Annotated in this window: 16 protein-coding genes; 8 read left to right on the top strand and 8 right to left on the bottom strand. The window is 70.3% G+C overall.

All coding sequences use genetic code 11. The features are described from left to right. Positions 1–682 precede the first annotated feature (682 nt). Complete coding sequence (locus tag KGQ19_RS06310) at positions 683–1,717, bottom strand: aldo/keto reductase (RefSeq protein WP_212008122.1); 1,035 nt, start codon at positions 1,715–1,717, stop codon at positions 683–685. A 115-nt stretch (positions 1,718–1,832) separates the two neighbouring features. On the opposite strand from KGQ19_RS06310, the gene KGQ19_RS06315 reads away from it, so the two are divergent. From KGQ19_RS06315 to KGQ19_RS06325, 3 genes are all read left to right on the top strand, one after another. Then, positions 1,833–2,417, top strand: coding sequence for a TetR/AcrR family transcriptional regulator (locus tag KGQ19_RS06315; RefSeq protein ID WP_230418263.1), 585 nt, complete (start codon positions 1,833–1,835; stop codon positions 2,415–2,417). A 52-nt stretch (positions 2,418–2,469) separates the two neighbouring features. Beyond that, positions 2,470–3,222 (top strand): TetR/AcrR family transcriptional regulator, encoded by a 753-nt coding sequence (locus KGQ19_RS06320; protein WP_212008123.1) that lies wholly within the window; start codon positions 2,470–2,472, stop codon positions 3,220–3,222. A gap of 133 nt (positions 3,223–3,355) precedes the next feature. Next, positions 3,356–4,099, top strand: coding sequence for an SDR family NAD(P)-dependent oxidoreductase (locus KGQ19_RS06325; protein WP_212008124.1), 744 nt, complete (start codon positions 3,356–3,358; stop codon positions 4,097–4,099). Positions 4,100–4,129: 30 nt separating this feature from the next. Here KGQ19_RS06325 and KGQ19_RS06330 read toward each other — a convergent pair whose 3' ends face one another. Next, complete coding sequence (locus KGQ19_RS06330; protein WP_212008125.1) at positions 4,130–4,552, bottom strand: tautomerase family protein; 423 nt, start codon at positions 4,550–4,552, stop codon at positions 4,130–4,132. A gap of 171 nt (positions 4,553–4,723) precedes the next feature. On the opposite strand from KGQ19_RS06330, the gene KGQ19_RS06335 reads away from it, so the two are divergent. Continuing rightward, entirely contained in the window at positions 4,724–5,635 is a 912-nt protein-coding gene (locus KGQ19_RS06335) for a LysR family transcriptional regulator (protein ID WP_212008126.1), read from the top strand. A gap of 174 nt (positions 5,636–5,809) precedes the next feature. On the opposite strand, the gene KGQ19_RS06340 is transcribed toward KGQ19_RS06335, so the two are convergent. From KGQ19_RS06340 to KGQ19_RS06350, 3 genes are all read right to left on the bottom strand, one after another. Further along, complete coding sequence (locus tag KGQ19_RS06340) at positions 5,810–7,444, bottom strand: phospholipase C (protein WP_212008127.1); 1,635 nt, start codon at positions 7,442–7,444, stop codon at positions 5,810–5,812. A 114-nt stretch (positions 7,445–7,558) separates the two neighbouring features. Next, positions 7,559–8,797, bottom strand: a complete 1,239-nt coding sequence (efeB, locus tag KGQ19_RS06345) for an iron uptake transporter deferrochelatase/peroxidase subunit (protein ID WP_212008128.1) — start codon at positions 8,795–8,797, stop codon at positions 7,559–7,561. Between the two features lie 106 nt (positions 8,798–8,903). Further along, on the bottom strand, positions 8,904–10,127 hold the full coding sequence (locus KGQ19_RS06350; protein ID WP_212008129.1) for an EfeM/EfeO family lipoprotein: 1,224 nt from the start codon (positions 10,125–10,127) through the stop codon (positions 8,904–8,906). Positions 10,128–10,140: 13 nt separating this feature from the next. Here KGQ19_RS06350 and KGQ19_RS06355 point away from each other — a divergent pair, with 13 nt between their 5' ends. The 4 genes from KGQ19_RS06355 (at position 10,141) to KGQ19_RS06370 (ending at position 12,058) form a co-directional block, all read left to right on the top strand. Next, positions 10,141–10,299: a hypothetical protein gene (locus KGQ19_RS06355; RefSeq protein ID WP_212008130.1), complete on the top strand. Its 159-nt coding sequence runs from the start codon at positions 10,141–10,143 to the stop codon at positions 10,297–10,299. Positions 10,300–10,303: 4 nt separating this feature from the next. Beyond that, on the top strand, positions 10,304–10,834 hold the full coding sequence (locus KGQ19_RS06360) for a SigE family RNA polymerase sigma factor (protein ID WP_307856353.1): 531 nt from the start codon (positions 10,304–10,306) through the stop codon (positions 10,832–10,834). Positions 10,835–10,861: 27 nt separating this feature from the next. Further along, positions 10,862–11,623: a hypothetical protein gene (locus tag KGQ19_RS06365; RefSeq protein ID WP_212008132.1), complete on the top strand. Its 762-nt coding sequence runs from the start codon at positions 10,862–10,864 to the stop codon at positions 11,621–11,623. A 237-nt stretch (positions 11,624–11,860) separates the two neighbouring features. Next, positions 11,861–12,058, top strand: a complete 198-nt coding sequence (locus KGQ19_RS06370) for a hypothetical protein (protein WP_212008133.1) — start codon at positions 11,861–11,863, stop codon at positions 12,056–12,058. Between the two features lie 4 nt (positions 12,059–12,062). Here KGQ19_RS06370 and KGQ19_RS06375 read toward each other — a convergent pair whose 3' ends face one another. From KGQ19_RS06375 to KGQ19_RS06385, 3 genes are all read right to left on the bottom strand, one after another. Beyond that, complete coding sequence (locus KGQ19_RS06375) at positions 12,063–12,671, bottom strand: hypothetical protein (RefSeq protein ID WP_212008134.1); 609 nt, start codon at positions 12,669–12,671, stop codon at positions 12,063–12,065. 69 nt (positions 12,672–12,740) lie between these two features. Continuing rightward, positions 12,741–14,276, bottom strand: coding sequence for an MFS transporter (locus KGQ19_RS06380; RefSeq protein WP_212008135.1), 1,536 nt, complete (start codon positions 14,274–14,276; stop codon positions 12,741–12,743). Next, a complete protein-coding gene (locus tag KGQ19_RS06385) occupies positions 14,273–14,944 on the bottom strand; it encodes a TetR/AcrR family transcriptional regulator (RefSeq protein ID WP_212008136.1) in 672 nt (223 codons plus the stop codon). Before KGQ19_RS06385 ends, KGQ19_RS06380 begins: the two co-directional genes overlap by 4 nt. Positions 14,945–15,051 lie beyond the last annotated feature (107 nt).

Below are 15,051 nucleotides of genomic sequence, written 5' to 3' on the forward strand. Positions count from 1 at the left end.
CGCGGACTTTACCCCCGGACACCGGTGCTGTACCCCCCGGGCTGACGACGCGACCGTGGGGAACGGACCGCACCACCTCAGGGACCGCAGCCGCTGAGACTCACCCGGCCACCCGAGGGAACCGCGCAAGTTTCCCTGAGGTTGTCGAGGCCCGCCGGAGGCCCGGCTCTTCATCACAGTTCTTGATCTTGCTGTTGATTTTGACTGTGCCCTTGTTCTGACTTGCTGGAGTTGAAGAGGCCTGAGGTGGGGCGGGGTTGTGAACGCGAGAACCGGCAGCCGACAAACACACCTGCCACCCTGAACCCCGAACCGGCACAACTATGACCGAAGGCCGTAAAAAGCCTTTGAGGCCCAAAAACTAACCGCAACCTACAAACCAGAACCACCGCACGAAGACCCTCAGGCCCTCGTGCGAGAAGTCGTCGGCCGCACCCGCACCGCACGCACCACGCCGCACCGCCCCACGCCAACAACGCTCCGGCGGCTGCGCGATGGTCGGTCGCGCGCCGAGATCGCAGCGGCACCGAGAGCGGCGGCGGCCCGGGCGCAGGCGGCAGTTGCCGCAGCCGCTCTCGGTGCCGCTGCCGCTGCCGCCCGGCAAGCCGAGGCCGCGTGAACTGTCTTCCGAGCCGCCGAGTTCCCGAGCCCTGGCCGCCGCTCAACACCGATCGCGCTTCTGCTATCCCCGCCGGAATGCGGCTTCCAGCGAGCGCGTGCCGTACTCCCAGAAGTTGTCGGCGACGTTGACTGTCTCGCCGGGGCGCACGATCTGGTCGATCCGGTCCAGTACGTCCGTGCTCAGCTCGACCCCGTCCGCGGCCAGGTAGCCGTGCAGGTGCTCCATCGTGCGGGGGCCGATGATGGCCGAGCTGACTGCGGGGTGCCGCGTGGTGAATGCGGTCGCCAGTTGGACCAGCGTCAGACCGGCCTCATCGGCGAGGGCGCCGAGGGCGTCGGCGGCGGCGAACTTGGCGGCGTTGGCCGGGGCGGTGGCGTCGTAGGTGGCGGCGCTTCGGGCGCGGGCGGGGGAGCCGGGGCCGGTGATCTGGGCGCCGGTGCGGTACTTGCCTGAGAGCCAGCCGCCGGCCAGCGGGCTGTAGGCCAGGACGCCCAGGCCGTGGCGGGCGGCGGTGGGGAGCAGGTCGTATTCGATTGCCCGGGTGAGGATCGAATACGGCGCCTGCTCGCTGCGCATCCGGCCGAAGCCGCGGCGGTCGGCGACCCACTGTGCCTCCACGATCTGCGAGGCGGGCACTTTGGAGGCGCCGAAGGACCGGATCTTGCCGGCGCGGACCAGATCGGTGAGGGCGCCGAGGGTCTCGTCGATGTCGGTGAACGGGTCCGGGGCTCCGAGTTGGTACAGGTCGATGTAGTCGGTGCCGAGGCGGCGCAGTGAGCCCTCGACGGCGCGCGTGATCCAGCGCCGCGAGCCGCCGCGGTGGTTCGGGTCGCCGCCGAAGGAGACCCCGAACTTGACGGCCAGGATCACCTCGTCCCGGCGTCCGTCGGCCAGCGCCTTGCCCAGGATCTCCTCCGACTCGCCGTTCGAGTAGCCGTCCGCGGTGTCGATGGTGGTGATCCCGGCGTCCAGCGCCGCGTGGACGATCCGGATCGCGTCGTCGTGGTCGGGGTTGCCGAAGGCGCCGAACATCATCGCGCCGAGTGTGAGCCTGCTGACCGAGATTCCGGTGGCTCCGAGTGGTCGGTAGTCCATGAGGACTCCTTTCGCCGGCCGTGGGCAGGGCTCCGGCAGGCGGGTAGGCTGGGATCGAAGCGAAGCGGATAGGCTTTCCACTTCACCCTAGAACCGAAACGGATAGGCTGTCCACTTGACCACGGAACCGACCCCGAAGCCGCTGCCCCCGGCAGCGCGCCGCACCGACGCCGAACGCAACCGCGCCAAGATCCTCACCGCGGCCCGCGAGGCGTTCGCCGATCCGGACGCCGAGGTGTCGATGGCGGAGGTCGCCCGGCGGGCCGGCGTCGGCATGGCCACCCTGTATCGCAACTATCCCGGCCGTCCCGAGCTGCTTCAGGCCCTCTACGCCGACGAGGTGGACGCCATCTGTCAGGCTGCTGAGGCCGCCGACGGCCAGTCGCCGGGCGAGGCGTTGCAAGCCTGGCTGCGGCAGCTGTTCACCTTCTTCGCCGGCAAGCGCCACCTCGCCGCCGAACTGCTCAAGCACACCGACCGGGGCGACCCGTTGTTCGACGGCGGCCGCGCCGGGGTCGTCGCGGCCGGGGCACCGCTTCTCGCGGCGGCCCAGGCCGCCGGCACCATCCGGGGCGACCTCGACATCGAGCAGGTCCTCGACCTCGTCCACGCGGTCGCCACGATCCGCGGCGACCCGGCCCGCGTCCAGCCGCTGCTGCAAGCGGCGCTGGACGGGCTCCGCGGCCTGAAGGCGGGCTGATCCCAGGCTGGTCCCGGTCCCGTCCCCGTACGGCTTGTTTACGCTGTCAGCCATGCGAGGAGATTCCACGGCCCCGAACGCCGACGAGCAGCGCGTCCCGGACCGGGCCGAACGGACTCGCGGCCCGCGGCGGGCGCTGGTGGAGGCGGAGATCCTGGACGAAGCGGCGCGGCTGTTCGCCACCCGGGGTTTCGCCGCGACCAGCATGCAGGAGATCGCGACCGCCCTCGGAACGAGCCGTCCGGCGCTCTACCACTACTTCACCGGGAAGGACGAGATCCTCACCCGCCTGGTTCAAGGGCTGGCGGACGATTCGCGCCGCGCGCTGGACCAGGCCGCGGCGGTCCGGGGCGGTGCCGAGGAGCGGCTGGCCGGCCTGGTCTGTGCGCTGGCCGCGCCGATCGCCGCCGCGCCGCTGCGGGCCCGGCTCATCCGCAGCAGCCTCATCGAGCTGCTCGACCTGGACGGCCAGTTCGCCGCCGTGCGCGACGAGGTCCTACTGGCGGTCTCCGGCGTGATCGACGAGGGCTGCGAATCCGGGGAGTTCCGGCGCTGCGACGGCCGGGTCGTGGCGTTCTCGATCCTAGGCATGATCAACTGGCTGGCCTGGTGGTACGACCCGGCCACGGGACCCTCGCCGGAGGCGTTGACCGGCGAACTCTCCGAGTCGGCCCTGGCCATGGTCCGTGCGCAGACCGCCGATCACGGCCCGGTCGGCGTCTCGGGCGCGATCGCCGCGATGCGCCGTGACCTGGACTTTCTTGAGCGCACGGTGTGCGGTGACGGCAGCGTGACGAAATCCTGACGGCTGCGTAGATTATTCTACAACCGTGTTGACAGCAGAGACTGTCAACGCCAACCTGGACGTATGAACGTTCTTCTTCACCCCACGAATTCCTCGGCCATGGAATGGAACACCCCGGCGGAGTGACGGCGGCATGACAGATCATCGGAAGGGTCATAAGGGCATGCAGTCGGTCGTGATCATCGGGGCCACGCAGGGAACCGGTAAGGCACTGGCAGCCGAGTACGCGCGGCGCGGCGCGGACGTCGTGATCACCGGGCGCAGCGCGGAACGGGCCGCCGATGTGGCGGCCGAACTCGCCAAGGACGTGCCGGGCACCGTCGCCGGCCTGGCCCTGGACCTGACCGCCCCGGCCGACATCGCCGACCGGCTGGCGCCGATCGAGCGGGTCGACCGGCTCGCCCTGGTCGGCGTGGTCCGGGACCGCAACACCATGGCGGCCTACAACGTGGCCAAGGCCGGCGAACTGGCCGTCACCAAGGTCGTCGGCTACACCGCGGTCGCCAGCGCGCTCGCCCCGCGCATGGCCCAGGACGCCTCGGTCCTGCTGTTCGGCGGCGTGGCCAAGGACTACCCCTACTTCGGATCGACCACCGTGTCCGCGGTGAACGCCGCGGTCACCGGGCTCGTGCGCATGATGAGCCACGAACTCGCCCCGGTCCGGGTCAACGCGCTCCATCCCGGGATGATCGAGGACAGCCCGTTCTGGACGGAGAACGCCGACGCGGCGGCGGCCATCGTGGACAGCGCCCGCAGCGCGTCGCTGACCGGGCGGCTCGGCACTATGGACGAGGTCGTCGACGCCTGCCTGTTCCTGCTGGAGAATGCTTGGGCCAACGGCGTCGATCTGTCTTTGGACGGTGGCCGGCGCTTCTGAGGTCGACGTCTCAGGCGACCAGGCGACGTCTCAGGCGACGTCTCGCGCGACGGCCGTCATGCGTTCGTCGTAGCCCGTCTCGGGATTGACGACGCGGCCGGCGGCCCACCAGTTCTCGCGGGCGGTCTCCTGGATCACCAGCATGAAGTCCTCCTCGGGGACGTCGGCGTACAACCGGAGGTTGGCGACGATCGCTTGGAAGAGCTCGTTCTTCTGCTCCGGCGTGCGCTGGTTGAAGGCGAGCTGGATGAACATGGTGCGCTCACCGCGGCGGATGCCGAAGACGACCGGCTGGATGACGAAGTTCTCGGGGGCGACTTCGTGGAAGACGTGGAACTGATCGTCCTGGGGGATCTTCAGCACGTCGACCATGGACTTGTGCAGGGCTTCGGAGATGAGGCGGCGGTGTTCGGGGGTGGTGCCCTGGCGGAGGTAGATGTTGATCAGGGGCATGATTTGCCTTTCTGGTGCTGAGTGACAGCTGCGCGAGCGTCAGGCGTCAGGCGTCAGGCGTCAGGCGTCAGGCGTCACGCGCTCACGCTCTCGACGCTAGAGACAGCGTGGGCATTCCGCCAACGAATGTCCGGCATGCTGGATATGCTGTCTCCTCATGGACATCTCCTCATGGACATGACGCTGGTCGGGCTGCGGGTCCTGCGCGAGGTGGCCGAGCGAGGCACCTTCACCGCCGCGGCCGAGGCGCTGGGCTACACGCAGTCGGCCGTCTCCCGGCAGGTGGCCACCCTGGAACAGGCGACCGGGGCCCGGCTGTTCGATCGCTATCCCGGAGGCGTGCGGCTGACCAGCGCGGGGCAGGCGTTGCTGCGGCACGCGGTCACGGCCTTGGAAGCGCTGGAGGCCGCGGATCGGGAGCTGCGCGGGGCGCAGGACGACAGCGGACGCGTGCGGCTCGGGTTCTTCCCGGCGGCCGGGGCGGTCATGGTCGCGAGGGCGCTCGCGGCGCTCCGTCGGCAGCGGCCGCACATTCAGGTCAGCACGCGGGAGGGCACCACTCCCTCGTTGGTGCGGGCGCTGCGGACCGGGGCCCTGGACCTCGCGGTGCTGTCTTCGCGTCCGCCGTACCGGTCGCCGGATACTGACGATCCGCCGCTGCACGTGGAGCCGCTGCTGGAGGATCGTCTGCTGGTCGCGGTGCCGGCTGGCGGGCGCTTCGCGAACAGCGGCGCGAGCGTGACGATCGAGCAGCTGGCGGGGGAGACGTGGATCGCCAGCCCGGCGGGCATCTACGAGCCGCTGCTGGGTGTCTGGCCGGGCCTGCCCGGGCGGCCGCGGGTGCAGCACGCCACCCGCGACTGGCTGACCAAGCTGCATCTGGTCGCTGCCGGGCTGGGGATCACCACGGTGCCGTCGACGATGCTGGCCGCGGTGCCGCCGGGGGTGCGGCTGGTGGAGATCGACGGGGTGCCCGAGGAGCGGCGGCGGGTGAGCCTCGTTCGGCTGCCCGGGGCCGGCCGGGCCTCGGTGGACGCGGTGGCGCTTGCTTTGCGGGACGAGGCCGGGGTGCTGGCTGAGTAGCGTGGGGTGGTTTGCCGATGGCTGACCAGTTGCGGTTGAACACAACGTCGAACACAAAGGAGCCACCAGCGTCGTCCCCCACCCCCCGAGGGTCCGACCGCCGATGGCTCCCAGCTTCCAGCTACCCGCGCCGGCGCAACCACGCGCCGGCGCGGGTCCACCGACCGAGACCGACTACCACCGCGAGGCGATGGCGCCCGTCTTCGGGTTCAGGATGATCTTGTTCCAGATGTCCGGGAAGCTGAAGTCGAACATGTTGCGGATCGACCCGGCGTTGGCGTCGAACGAGCCGTTGCCGACGCGGCCCAGGTTCCAGTTGTTCTCGACGAACTGCAGGATCGAGGCCTGCGAGATCTGGTTGTGGCTGATGTAGTTCTGCTTGCTGTAGGGCGAGATCACCAGGAAGGGCTGGCGCGGGCCGACGCCGCAGCGGTCCGCCTGGCCCTTGGCCGGGGCGGCCGCGGTGCAGGCGGGGGTGCCGTCCAGCGAGGTGTTGGAGCCGTTGACAACCTGGCCGGACTGGTGGTCGTACCAGCCGTCGGAGTCGTCGTAGGCGACGATGACCGCCGTGTCGCGCCAGTCCGGGGACTTCTGGATGGCGTTGATCTCGGTGGCGATGAAGTTCTGCTCGTCCAGCGGGTCGGAGTAGCCGGCGTGGCCGTCCTGGTACTCGGCCGCCTTGAGGAAGCTGACGGCCGGGAGGTGGCCGGTGTTCAGGGCGGTGCTGAACTCCGACAGGTCGTACTGGTGGTTCGCCTGGTCGGTCTTGCCGATCATCGAGGTCTTCGACGGCGGGAGGTGGTGCGGGTTGGCCGTCGACTTGAAGTACTCGAAGGGGTCGTGGTGCGCCGAGTAGTCGGCGGAGGAGTTGCCGCCGACGTTGGTGTGGGCGGCGCCGCACTGGGCGTAGCCGTTGGCCGACTTGGCGGCGGTGGTGGTGGGGGCGAAGCCGCCCTGGAACCAGCCCCAGGTCACGTTCTTCTTGTTCAGCAGGTCGCCGACGTTGCTGCCGGACAGGGCGGCCAGCGGCGAGGTGGACGCGTGCCCGTTGTCCGAGCAGTCGTCGTAGGCCGGGTCGGCGTCGGTGTACAGGGTGCCGACGCCGGAGGCGTTCGGGTTGCCGATGAAGGAGGCCGAGACCGGCTGGCCGGTGGTGGAGTTCACCGCGGTGGCGCCGTAGGTCTGGCCGGAGATCAGGTTCAGCGCGCCGGGGGTGGACGGGCCGAACACGTCGCTGTAGGAGTTGTCGCTCATCGCGTAGTTCTGAGCGTAGTTCCACAGGCCGGTGACGGTGTTGCCGTCGTAGTAGTCCATCACCAGGCCGGGCGCGCCGTACAGGACCGGCATGCCGGTGCAGGTGGCCACGTTGGTGCTCTGGACGTACTGGTCGTTCTTGCCGTTGTCCGACGCCTTCTGCTCGGCGGTGTAGCCGTGGTTCTGGTCGCAGGTCAGCGCCTGGCTCGGGGAGAGCCGCTGCGGGTTGTACTGGTTCGGGTTCGCCGTCAGCAGCGAGGGCGTCAGGCCGTTGGCCTTCGGCGTGCTCCACTTCGCGGTGAACGGCGTGCCGTCGGTGTTCGCGGCCTTCGGGTAGGTGCCGAAGTAGTGGTCGTAGGAGACGTTCTCGTCGAAGAGGACGACCACGTGCTTGATCGGGGTGGTGGTCCGGCTGTCCCCGTTGCCGCCGTGGCCGTGGTGCCAGTCGTATCCGGACGCGAACGCGCTCGGGGTGGCGACAAGACCGATCACCGCGGCGGCGGCCGTGGTCAGGACCCACTTCCGGTGGATCAGTCGTTTCTTGCTCTGCGACATCGGATCTTCTCTCTCCAGAGGCGGTCTTGCCTGTTTATCGGGGGTCAGTCTCGACAACCGCAGTGAACGCGCCGGGAATCTCATGAGAATTCTGAGGCTCAGTGCCGCCGACGTTCAGGCCAACAATGCCGACCCGAAGAAGTCCGAACCCGACGAAACCCCCGGAAGCACCAGGAAGTATCCGCCGCCGAACGGCGAGATGTAGTCGTCCAGCGGCTCCCCGCTCAGCCGGTTCTGCACCGTCTCGAACTGCCGGCGGACGTCCTGCTGGTAGCAGGTGAAGATCAGGCCCATGTCGAGGTTGCCGTTCGGGTCCACGCCGCGGTCGTAGTTGTGGCCGCGCCGCAGGATCCGCGAACTGTCGGTCGCCGCGGAGCGCGGATTGGCCAGCCGGATGTGACTCGTCAGCGGGATCGTCTCACCGGTGGGGTCGTTGGAGTAGTCCGGCGCGTCGGTCTCGGCGTGCCCGGACAGCGGGGCCCCGCTGCCGCGCCGCCGGCCGAACATGTTCTCCTGCTCCCCGAGCGAGACCCGGTCCCAGAACTCGGTCAGCATCCTGATCAGCCGCACGCTCAGGTAGCTGCCGCCGGCCGTCCACGCCGGGTTCTTCGCCGGGTCCACCCACACCAGCCGGCTCATCTGCGCCGGGTCGGTGACATCCGGGTTGGCGGTGCCGTCCATGAACCCGAAGTGGTTGCGCGGCGTCCCCGAGGGCCGGGGCGGGCTGACGAAGCCGTCGATCCGCCACCGGATCTGCGCGGCGCCGCGGACGCTGCGCATGATGTCGCGCAGCGCGTGCAGCACAGTGTCGCTGTGGTCGGCGGAGAGCTGCAGGCTCAGATCGCCGTGGCACTGCGCCTGGTCGAGGTCGTCGTTCGGGAAGACCGGCATCGGGAACAGCCCGTTGGGCTTGCGCGCGGCCAGCCCGAAGCGGTCGTCGAACAATGAGGAGCCGACGCCGAGGGTCACCGTGAGGTTGTCGGCGACGACCTCGGGGCCCAGCGTGCCGGAGTCGGTCGGCGGCCCGCTGACCCCGGCCTGGTCCGGCAGGCCGCCGGAGGTGAGGAACGCGGCGCGGGCACTGATGGTGCGGAACAGCTCGGTGAGCCCGGCCTTGTCGGTCGCGGTGACGTCGAGCGCCAGCATGATCGTGGCCGGCGCGGCGGACCGGAGGACCGCGGCCTGGTGCGGGCCGTGGAAGGAGGGCGCGGCGGCGGCTGCGGCGGAGACGGCGGCGGCCGAGGCCGGGTCGCGGGTCAGCGCCAGGCCGGTGCCGGCCGTGGTCGCGGCGGCCGCCACGCCGCCGATGCCGGCGGCGCGGAGCAGGGACCGGCGTCCGATCGGGGCGGTCATCGGGGGCTCCCTGGTGTGATCTGGAACGAAGCAGGTGATGCGATGCGGGCGATGGCCGAAGGCGTTGCAGCGGCGGCACAGACCCCGAGCGCGGCGAACTCGGCCCTCACGACTTGTCCAACCGCGGCTCGCAGATCGTCGCGACCGGCGCCAGCAACTCCACCGCACCGCCGGCCGCCGAGTTCAGCGCCTCCCGCTGCGCGGTCGTGAGCCGCGTCAGCGGCGTCCACGACCCGTCGGCGTGGTGCTGCGCCTGGACCAGGGCGCGCAGCCGGGTCAGCGCGGCGTCGATCCGCGGCAGGTCGGGGTCGCGCGGCGTGAGGACCGGCCGCAGGATGCCCAGCAGCGACTGGGTGCCGTCGATGTTCGCCTCGACGGTCGCCAGCGTCGTGCCGCTGCCCTGGTCGCTCTGGCCGGACAGCTCGAAGCGGACCGCGTCCTCCAGGATCTCGTGCGTCCGCAGGCCCAGCTGCAACGGGTCGATCTGGTCGCCCGGGAACTCGGTCGCCAGCTTGTCCACCGACGCCACCAGATCCCCGGCCGGACCCGCCAGCTGCGCGGCGCTCTGACCGTGCCAGAGCCCGTACTCGATGCGGTGGAAGCCCCCGAAGCCGGAGTCCCCGACGCCGCCGGGAAGGTCGTTCGGCAGGCCGTCGATCGCGTCGCCCAGGTCGCCGAAGGCGTCGTAGGCGCCGCCGAGGCGCTCGTACTGCTGGTGCGCGGGGACCCAGTCGGTCCGCGCGGCGTCGAGGTCCCCGGCGGCGATGTCCGTCTGGAGCTTCTGGACCAACGGCTTCAGCTGCGCCAGGCCGCCCTCGACGTAGGCCTGGTAGGCCTTCACCGGCGCGGTCAGATCCTCGCGTGACACCGGCAGCACGCCGGGCGTCGTCGCCCCGGCCATCGACCCCGACGCGCTTGCGCTGACCCGGACCGGCGGCCCGGTGACCGGATCGGCGTCGGCCGGCCAGCAGCGCAGGGCATAGGTGCCGGCGCCGAGCACGACCGGCATCTGATCGCTGGTCCCGGCGGCCAGCCCGACGATCTCCCCGTAGATCGCGCCGCTGTCCGGGTCGACCAGGTAGACCTCGGTGGTCTGGATACCGGTGTTGGCGATCAGCAGGTTCTGCTTGCCCGGCTTGGCCGAGGTCCAGTTGGCGCCGCAGTCATAGGCGTCGACGGTCAGCGCATCAGAGGGCAGACCGGCGGCGTATTCGGGCTTGGCGGGCGTGTGGTGCATAGAGGTGCCGACGAGTGCGCCGACGACCGCGACGGCGGTGGTGAGCGCCAGGACGACCTTCGGCGAAGCCAGCCAGGGCGGGATCTTGGACAAGGGGAGCCCCATCATGGCGAGCGTCCGGAACGGTTTCGCCGCCGAGCTTAGGGGATCCTTGGTTGGCGGACGGCTGTTGGACGTGGAATTCATCCTGGCTTCGCCGAGTGTTGGCTTCGCGGAATTCATCGCCGGCGACGCAGACCCGGATCGCCGCTTCGTGCGTCTGTGATTGCGTGGGACGACAAAGCAAGCGAACCGAGCTTGACGCGGACTTCACGGAGTTCGTGGAGGCGAACGCTCACCGCATCCGTGCGCTGGCCCAGTGGCTGAGCGGCGATCCGGACCGGGCGGCCGATCTCGCGCAGTCGGCGTTGGAACGGACGTATGCGCGGTGGGGACGCATTCAGTCCGGTGATCCGATGGCGTATGTCCGCAAGGCCCTGCTGAACCAGCAGCGCGACTGGTGGCGCCGTCGTCAGCACCGCCCGGAGTGGCCGACGGCCGAGGTGCCGGACGTCCGCTCGGGGGAGGACCACGCGGCCAGCCACGCGCAGCGCGACGTGATGCTCGCGGCGCTGGGCCGGCTGACGCGCCGGGAGCGGCAGGTGCTGGTGCTGCGCTACTACGCGGATCTGAGCGACGCCCAGATAGCCGCCGAGATCGGCGTGGCGGTGGGCACCGTCAAGAGCACTTCGGCACGGGGGCTGCGCAAGATGCGCGTCTTATTGGGCTCGGCCGGGGCGCCCGTCCCGGCCGATTGGTAAGCGGGTTCTCCGATTCGGAGGTGGTGTATGGAAACAACAGATGAGTTCGAGACACACATGCGGGACGTCCTGCACGAGGAGGACGACCAGGCGGCCGGGTTCACCGCCGCGCAGGTGATCGCCAAGGGCCGGCACCGGCGGCGGACGCGTACGGCGGCGGTCTCCGGGGTCGCGCTGGTCGCGGCCGGTGCGGTGGCGGTGGTGCCGAGCGCGTTGATCGGCGGGAGCGGCCACGGCCGCGGCGGGGTGCTGACGGCGGGATCCGGCTTGCCGGCACCGGTCGCGACCACGACGGGGTCGCTGCCCGCGCCTTCGTCGCCGATGTCGGTGCCCTCTTCGGGGACGTCGACGGGGCAGACGGCCCCGTCCTCGCCGCCGTCGAGCACGCCGAGCGCGCACGTGGTGCCGCCCGGGACGATCACGCTGGTCGGCGGGTACACGATCACGCTGACCAAGGACTCGGTGACGTTCGCGGGCGACGGCGGCGCGGTCGGGCCGCTCTACACCGACAACGGCAACCAGGGCACCGACTCGATCGGCCTGCAATCCTGCGGGCGATTGGTCGGCGGTGTGTACATCGGCAGCGGCGAGGTCGCCTCAGGCCAGGTGACGGTGGACGGCAAGGTCCATGCCGCGAACATCGTCACGCTGGCCGGGCATCCGGGCTGGAGTGTGGCCTACGTGGACCTGGCGGCCCTCCCGCAGTCGACCTCGACCATGTCCATCAGCGTCTTCGACGCGGCCGAGCACCAACTGGCGACCTTCGCGGTACCGCCGCGGGCGCACTGAGGTACGGCACAGAGCTCTGATGCCCATCTGGGTTGTGCCGGGCGTCTGAACCGCCCGGCACAACCGCGGATCCAGGCACGGGGCCATGGATGCTGCATTCTGTCACCCCTGGCAGCGCTGTCCCCCGAAAGGTACAGCTCCAGTCACCGCCGGCCCGCAGTACGCGCCATGCTGCTGGTGGGGCCCGAAGCGGGCGCCTGAACGCCGTCAACCTGGGCCGCGGTAGGAGTGTTCGTCATGGATGTCCGCTACAAGCACCCGAGCCGGGCCAGCCTCCGGGCCTTCGAGGAGCGCCAGGCCCGGCGTCAGCGGAACCGTACGGTCGGTGCGGTGGTCGGTGGTGTCTCCGTAGCGGTGGCGGCCGCTGCGGCCGTGCTGCGGGCCGCCGGTGTGGGCGGCCCGTCGGCCGGGCAGCAGCGCCGCGACTCCGACTGAGCGCTCATTCGCTCACAGCTACTTCTGGCCCGGCTATATCCGGCACAGCTGTATCCGAGACCGTCGGTACCGTCGCCTCGACGGCGTAGAACAGCGGGATCCGGTGCAGCGCCGGCGGCTCGCCGGGCAGCCCGAGCTCGTGCCAGCGCCGCTGGATCGCCACCCGGACCAGTTTGCGGGCCCGGTGCAGCAGGAACAGTGCGAGCGGCACCTCGGCGAACGCCGCCGAGGCCAGGCTGACCCACACGTCCGACGTTCCCCAGTCCAGCACTATGTCGAACCAGGCGTCGCACAGCAGCAGCGTCGCGGTGAACACCGCGAGCATGACGACGATCTGCCGGCGGAGCATGGCCGCCACGATGGTCCCGGTCAGGGAGAGCAGCAGCAGGATGTCGAAGCCGACCCAGGCCGCGGACCAGGCCTTCGAGCGGTAGCCGGTGGGCATGGAGATCGCCAGGTAGACGATCCAGGCACCGAGGCCCGTGAGACAGGCCACGAGCACGGTGAGCAGGCGCGAGCGCAGACTTCGCAGGCGCTGCGGGTGGTTGCCGAGTTCCCGGGCCGCGTCGAGCAGGGATCCGGAGTGAGCAGGAGTTTTGGTTGCCGTGTGCATGGCGGTCTCCCCCAGTGCCCGGCCGTGGCGGCGGGTGGTGCCACGGCCGGGCGGATCGTGCTGTGGGTGTCAGTGTGCGAAAACCGGTACCGCGTCCTCGGTGGTCTCGGTGTGGTCGGCCCCGGAGCTGCCGGAGCCGGCGGCGGGTCCGCCCGTCTGCGGGCGGGCGTTGATCAGCGTCGCGGCCACCAGGGCGGCCAGCGTCAGCAGCCCGGCGGCGATCCAGTAGGCGGTGGAGAAGCCGTGGACCATGGCGGACAGCTTCAGCTGCGCGCCGCCGGCCGCGGAGTGGACGCCCGCGGCGTGGCCCTTGGCGTAGTTCGCGGTGGCGCTGTTGGCGATCGTGCTCAGCAGCGAGGTGCCGATCGCGCCGCCGACCTGCTGGGAGGTGCTGACCATCGCCGAGGCGACGCCGGCGTCCTGCGGCCGGACGCCGTGGGTCGCCACGTTCATGGCCGGCATGAACACCAGGCCCATGCCGAAGCCGAGCATCAGCAGCGCGGGCAGCACGGTGGTGGTGTAGGAGCCGCTGACCGAGATCTGGGTCAGGATCAGCATCGCCGCCGCGGCGATCGCCGCACCGGGCACCATCAGGAACTTGGTCGGGACCTTGGGCAGCAGCCGGACCGCGACCTGGGTGGCGCCGAGCATCATGCCGACGACCATCGGCAGGAACGCCAGGCCGCTCTTGAGCGGGCTGTAGCCCAGCACGACCTGCAGGTAGTAGGTGAGGAACAGGAACGCGCCGAACATCGCGACCACCGCGAGACCGATGGTCAGGTACGCACCGCCGCGGTTGCGGTCGGTGATGACGCGTAGCGGGAGCAGCGGGCTGGCCACCCGGGTCTGAGAGAAGATGAACGCGGCGAGCAGCACCACCGAGCCGATGATGAACCCGAGCGTGGTCCCCGAGCTCCAACCGTCGGTCTCGGCCTTGTTGAATCCGTAGACCAGCGAGGCCAGGCCGGCGCCGGCCAGCACGATGCCGAGGATGTCCAGGCGGTTGTGGTTGCGGGTGCCCTCGGGCTCCTTGATCTCGAAGATCGCGCCGGCCACGGCGACCACGGCGAACAGGACGTTGACGTACAGCGTCCAGCGCCAGTTCGCGTACTCGGTGAGCACACCGCCCAGCAGCAGGCCGACGGCCGCGCCGCCGCCGGAGATCGCGCCGTAGATGCCGAAGGCCTTGGCACGCTCCTTCGGCAGGGTGAAGGTGACGGTCAGCAGCGACAACGCCGCCGGGGCCAGGATCGCGCCGAACGCGCCCTGCAGCGCGCGGGCGCCGAGCAGCATGCTGGTGTTGACGGCCGCGCCGCCGAGCGCCGAGGCGCCGGCGAAGCCGATCAGGCCGATGAGGAAGGCCCGGCGCCGGCCCCAGCGGTCGGCGATGCGGCCGCCGAACAGCAGCAGCCCGCCGAAGGCCAGGGCGTAGGCGGTGACCACCCACTGCCGGTTGGCGTCGGAGATGCCCAGGTCGCGCTGGGCGGAGGGGAGGGCGATGTTGACGATGGTGCCGTCCAGGACGACCATCAGCTGGGCCAGGGCGATGAAGGCCAGGGCCCGCCACCGCCTCGGGTCGAGGGTCTGGGTTATGGACTCGGTCATGACGAGGTGGTCCTTGTCTGGGTGTGGCCGGTGTGCGGGTTCGGGGCCGCCTCGCTCTGTGCGCAGGGCTTGGTGAGCGGCAGGATGATCTGGTCGAGGATGGTGAGGATGAACGCCGGATCCGGCGGTCGGCCGGTCAGGATCAGCCGGTGGAAGACCATGGACGGGACGATGTCGGACAGCAGTTCGTAGTTCGGGACCGGTGCGATCTCGCCGCGCTCGATCGCCCGGTCGAAGACGGCCCGGTACACCGCCTTGCGCGGTGCGATGAACAGCTCGGCGAACGCCGCGCGCAGCTTGGCGTCATGGACCAGGCCCGACACCAGACCGGCCTGGACGTCGGTGCGGAACGTGTCGTCCACGTCGTTGAAGTGACAGGTGAGCTCGACCAGGTCGCCGCGCAGGGTCCCGGTGTTTGGCTGCACGGGGGCGGCCTTCATCCGGCCGACCGCGTCCACGACCAGCTCCGCCTTGCCGGCCCAGCGCCGATAGCAGGTCGCCTTCCCGGCGCCGGCCCGGGCGGCCACGGCGTCGATGGTCAGCCGGTCGTAGCCGACCTCGGCCAGCACCTCCAGGGCGGCCTGGCGCAGGGCGTCGTCCCGAGACGCGTCGCGCTTGCGCCCGGGGGTGTGGACAGTCTCCTCGGCCTGTACCACCTGGCTGGTCATCGGTGCTCGCCTCTCAATGCTGAACGAGTTTGTATCGAAACGGGAGTGTCTCGGAACTCCATCGTATCGAAACTAACCCGTTTCGCAAAAGCGGGCCGGGATGACGC

Source organism: Catenulispora pinistramenti (assembly GCF_018274385.1).
GTDB lineage: Bacteria > Actinomycetota > Actinomycetes > Streptomycetales > Catenulisporaceae > Catenulispora > Catenulispora pinistramenti.

Excerpts from the sequence above, each read along its gene's own strand:
- KGQ19_RS06325 (WP_212008124.1), top strand. The coding sequence starts at position 3,356 with ATGACAGATCATCGGAAGGGTCATAAGGGCATGCAGTCGGTCGTGATC.
- KGQ19_RS06375 (WP_212008134.1), bottom strand. The coding sequence starts at position 12,671 with ATGCACACGGCAACCAAAACTCCTGCTCACTCCGGATCCCTGCTCGAC.
- KGQ19_RS06365 (WP_212008132.1), top strand. The coding sequence starts at position 10,862 with ATGGAAACAACAGATGAGTTCGAGACACACATGCGGGACGTCCTGCAC.
- KGQ19_RS06310 (WP_212008122.1), bottom strand. The coding sequence starts at position 1,717 with ATGGACTACCGACCACTCGGAGCCACCGGAATCTCGGTCAGCAGGCTC.
- efeB (WP_212008128.1), bottom strand. The coding sequence starts at position 8,797 with ATGACCGCCCCGATCGGACGCCGGTCCCTGCTCCGCGCCGCCGGCATC.
- KGQ19_RS06335 (WP_212008126.1), top strand. The coding sequence starts at position 4,724 with ATGGACATGACGCTGGTCGGGCTGCGGGTCCTGCGCGAGGTGGCCGAG.
- KGQ19_RS06340 (WP_212008127.1), bottom strand. The coding sequence starts at position 7,444 with ATGTCGCAGAGCAAGAAACGACTGATCCACCGGAAGTGGGTCCTGACC.
- KGQ19_RS06330 (WP_212008125.1), bottom strand. The coding sequence starts at position 4,552 with ATGCCCCTGATCAACATCTACCTCCGCCAGGGCACCACCCCCGAACAC.
- KGQ19_RS06320 (WP_212008123.1), top strand. The coding sequence starts at position 2,470 with ATGCGAGGAGATTCCACGGCCCCGAACGCCGACGAGCAGCGCGTCCCG.
- KGQ19_RS06385 (WP_212008136.1), bottom strand. The coding sequence starts at position 14,944 with ATGACCAGCCAGGTGGTACAGGCCGAGGAGACTGTCCACACCCCCGGG.
- KGQ19_RS06355 (WP_212008130.1), top strand. The coding sequence starts at position 10,141 with ATGGCGAGCGTCCGGAACGGTTTCGCCGCCGAGCTTAGGGGATCCTTG.
- KGQ19_RS06370 (WP_212008133.1), top strand. The coding sequence starts at position 11,861 with ATGGATGTCCGCTACAAGCACCCGAGCCGGGCCAGCCTCCGGGCCTTC.
- KGQ19_RS06380 (WP_212008135.1), bottom strand. The coding sequence starts at position 14,276 with ATGACCGAGTCCATAACCCAGACCCTCGACCCGAGGCGGTGGCGGGCC.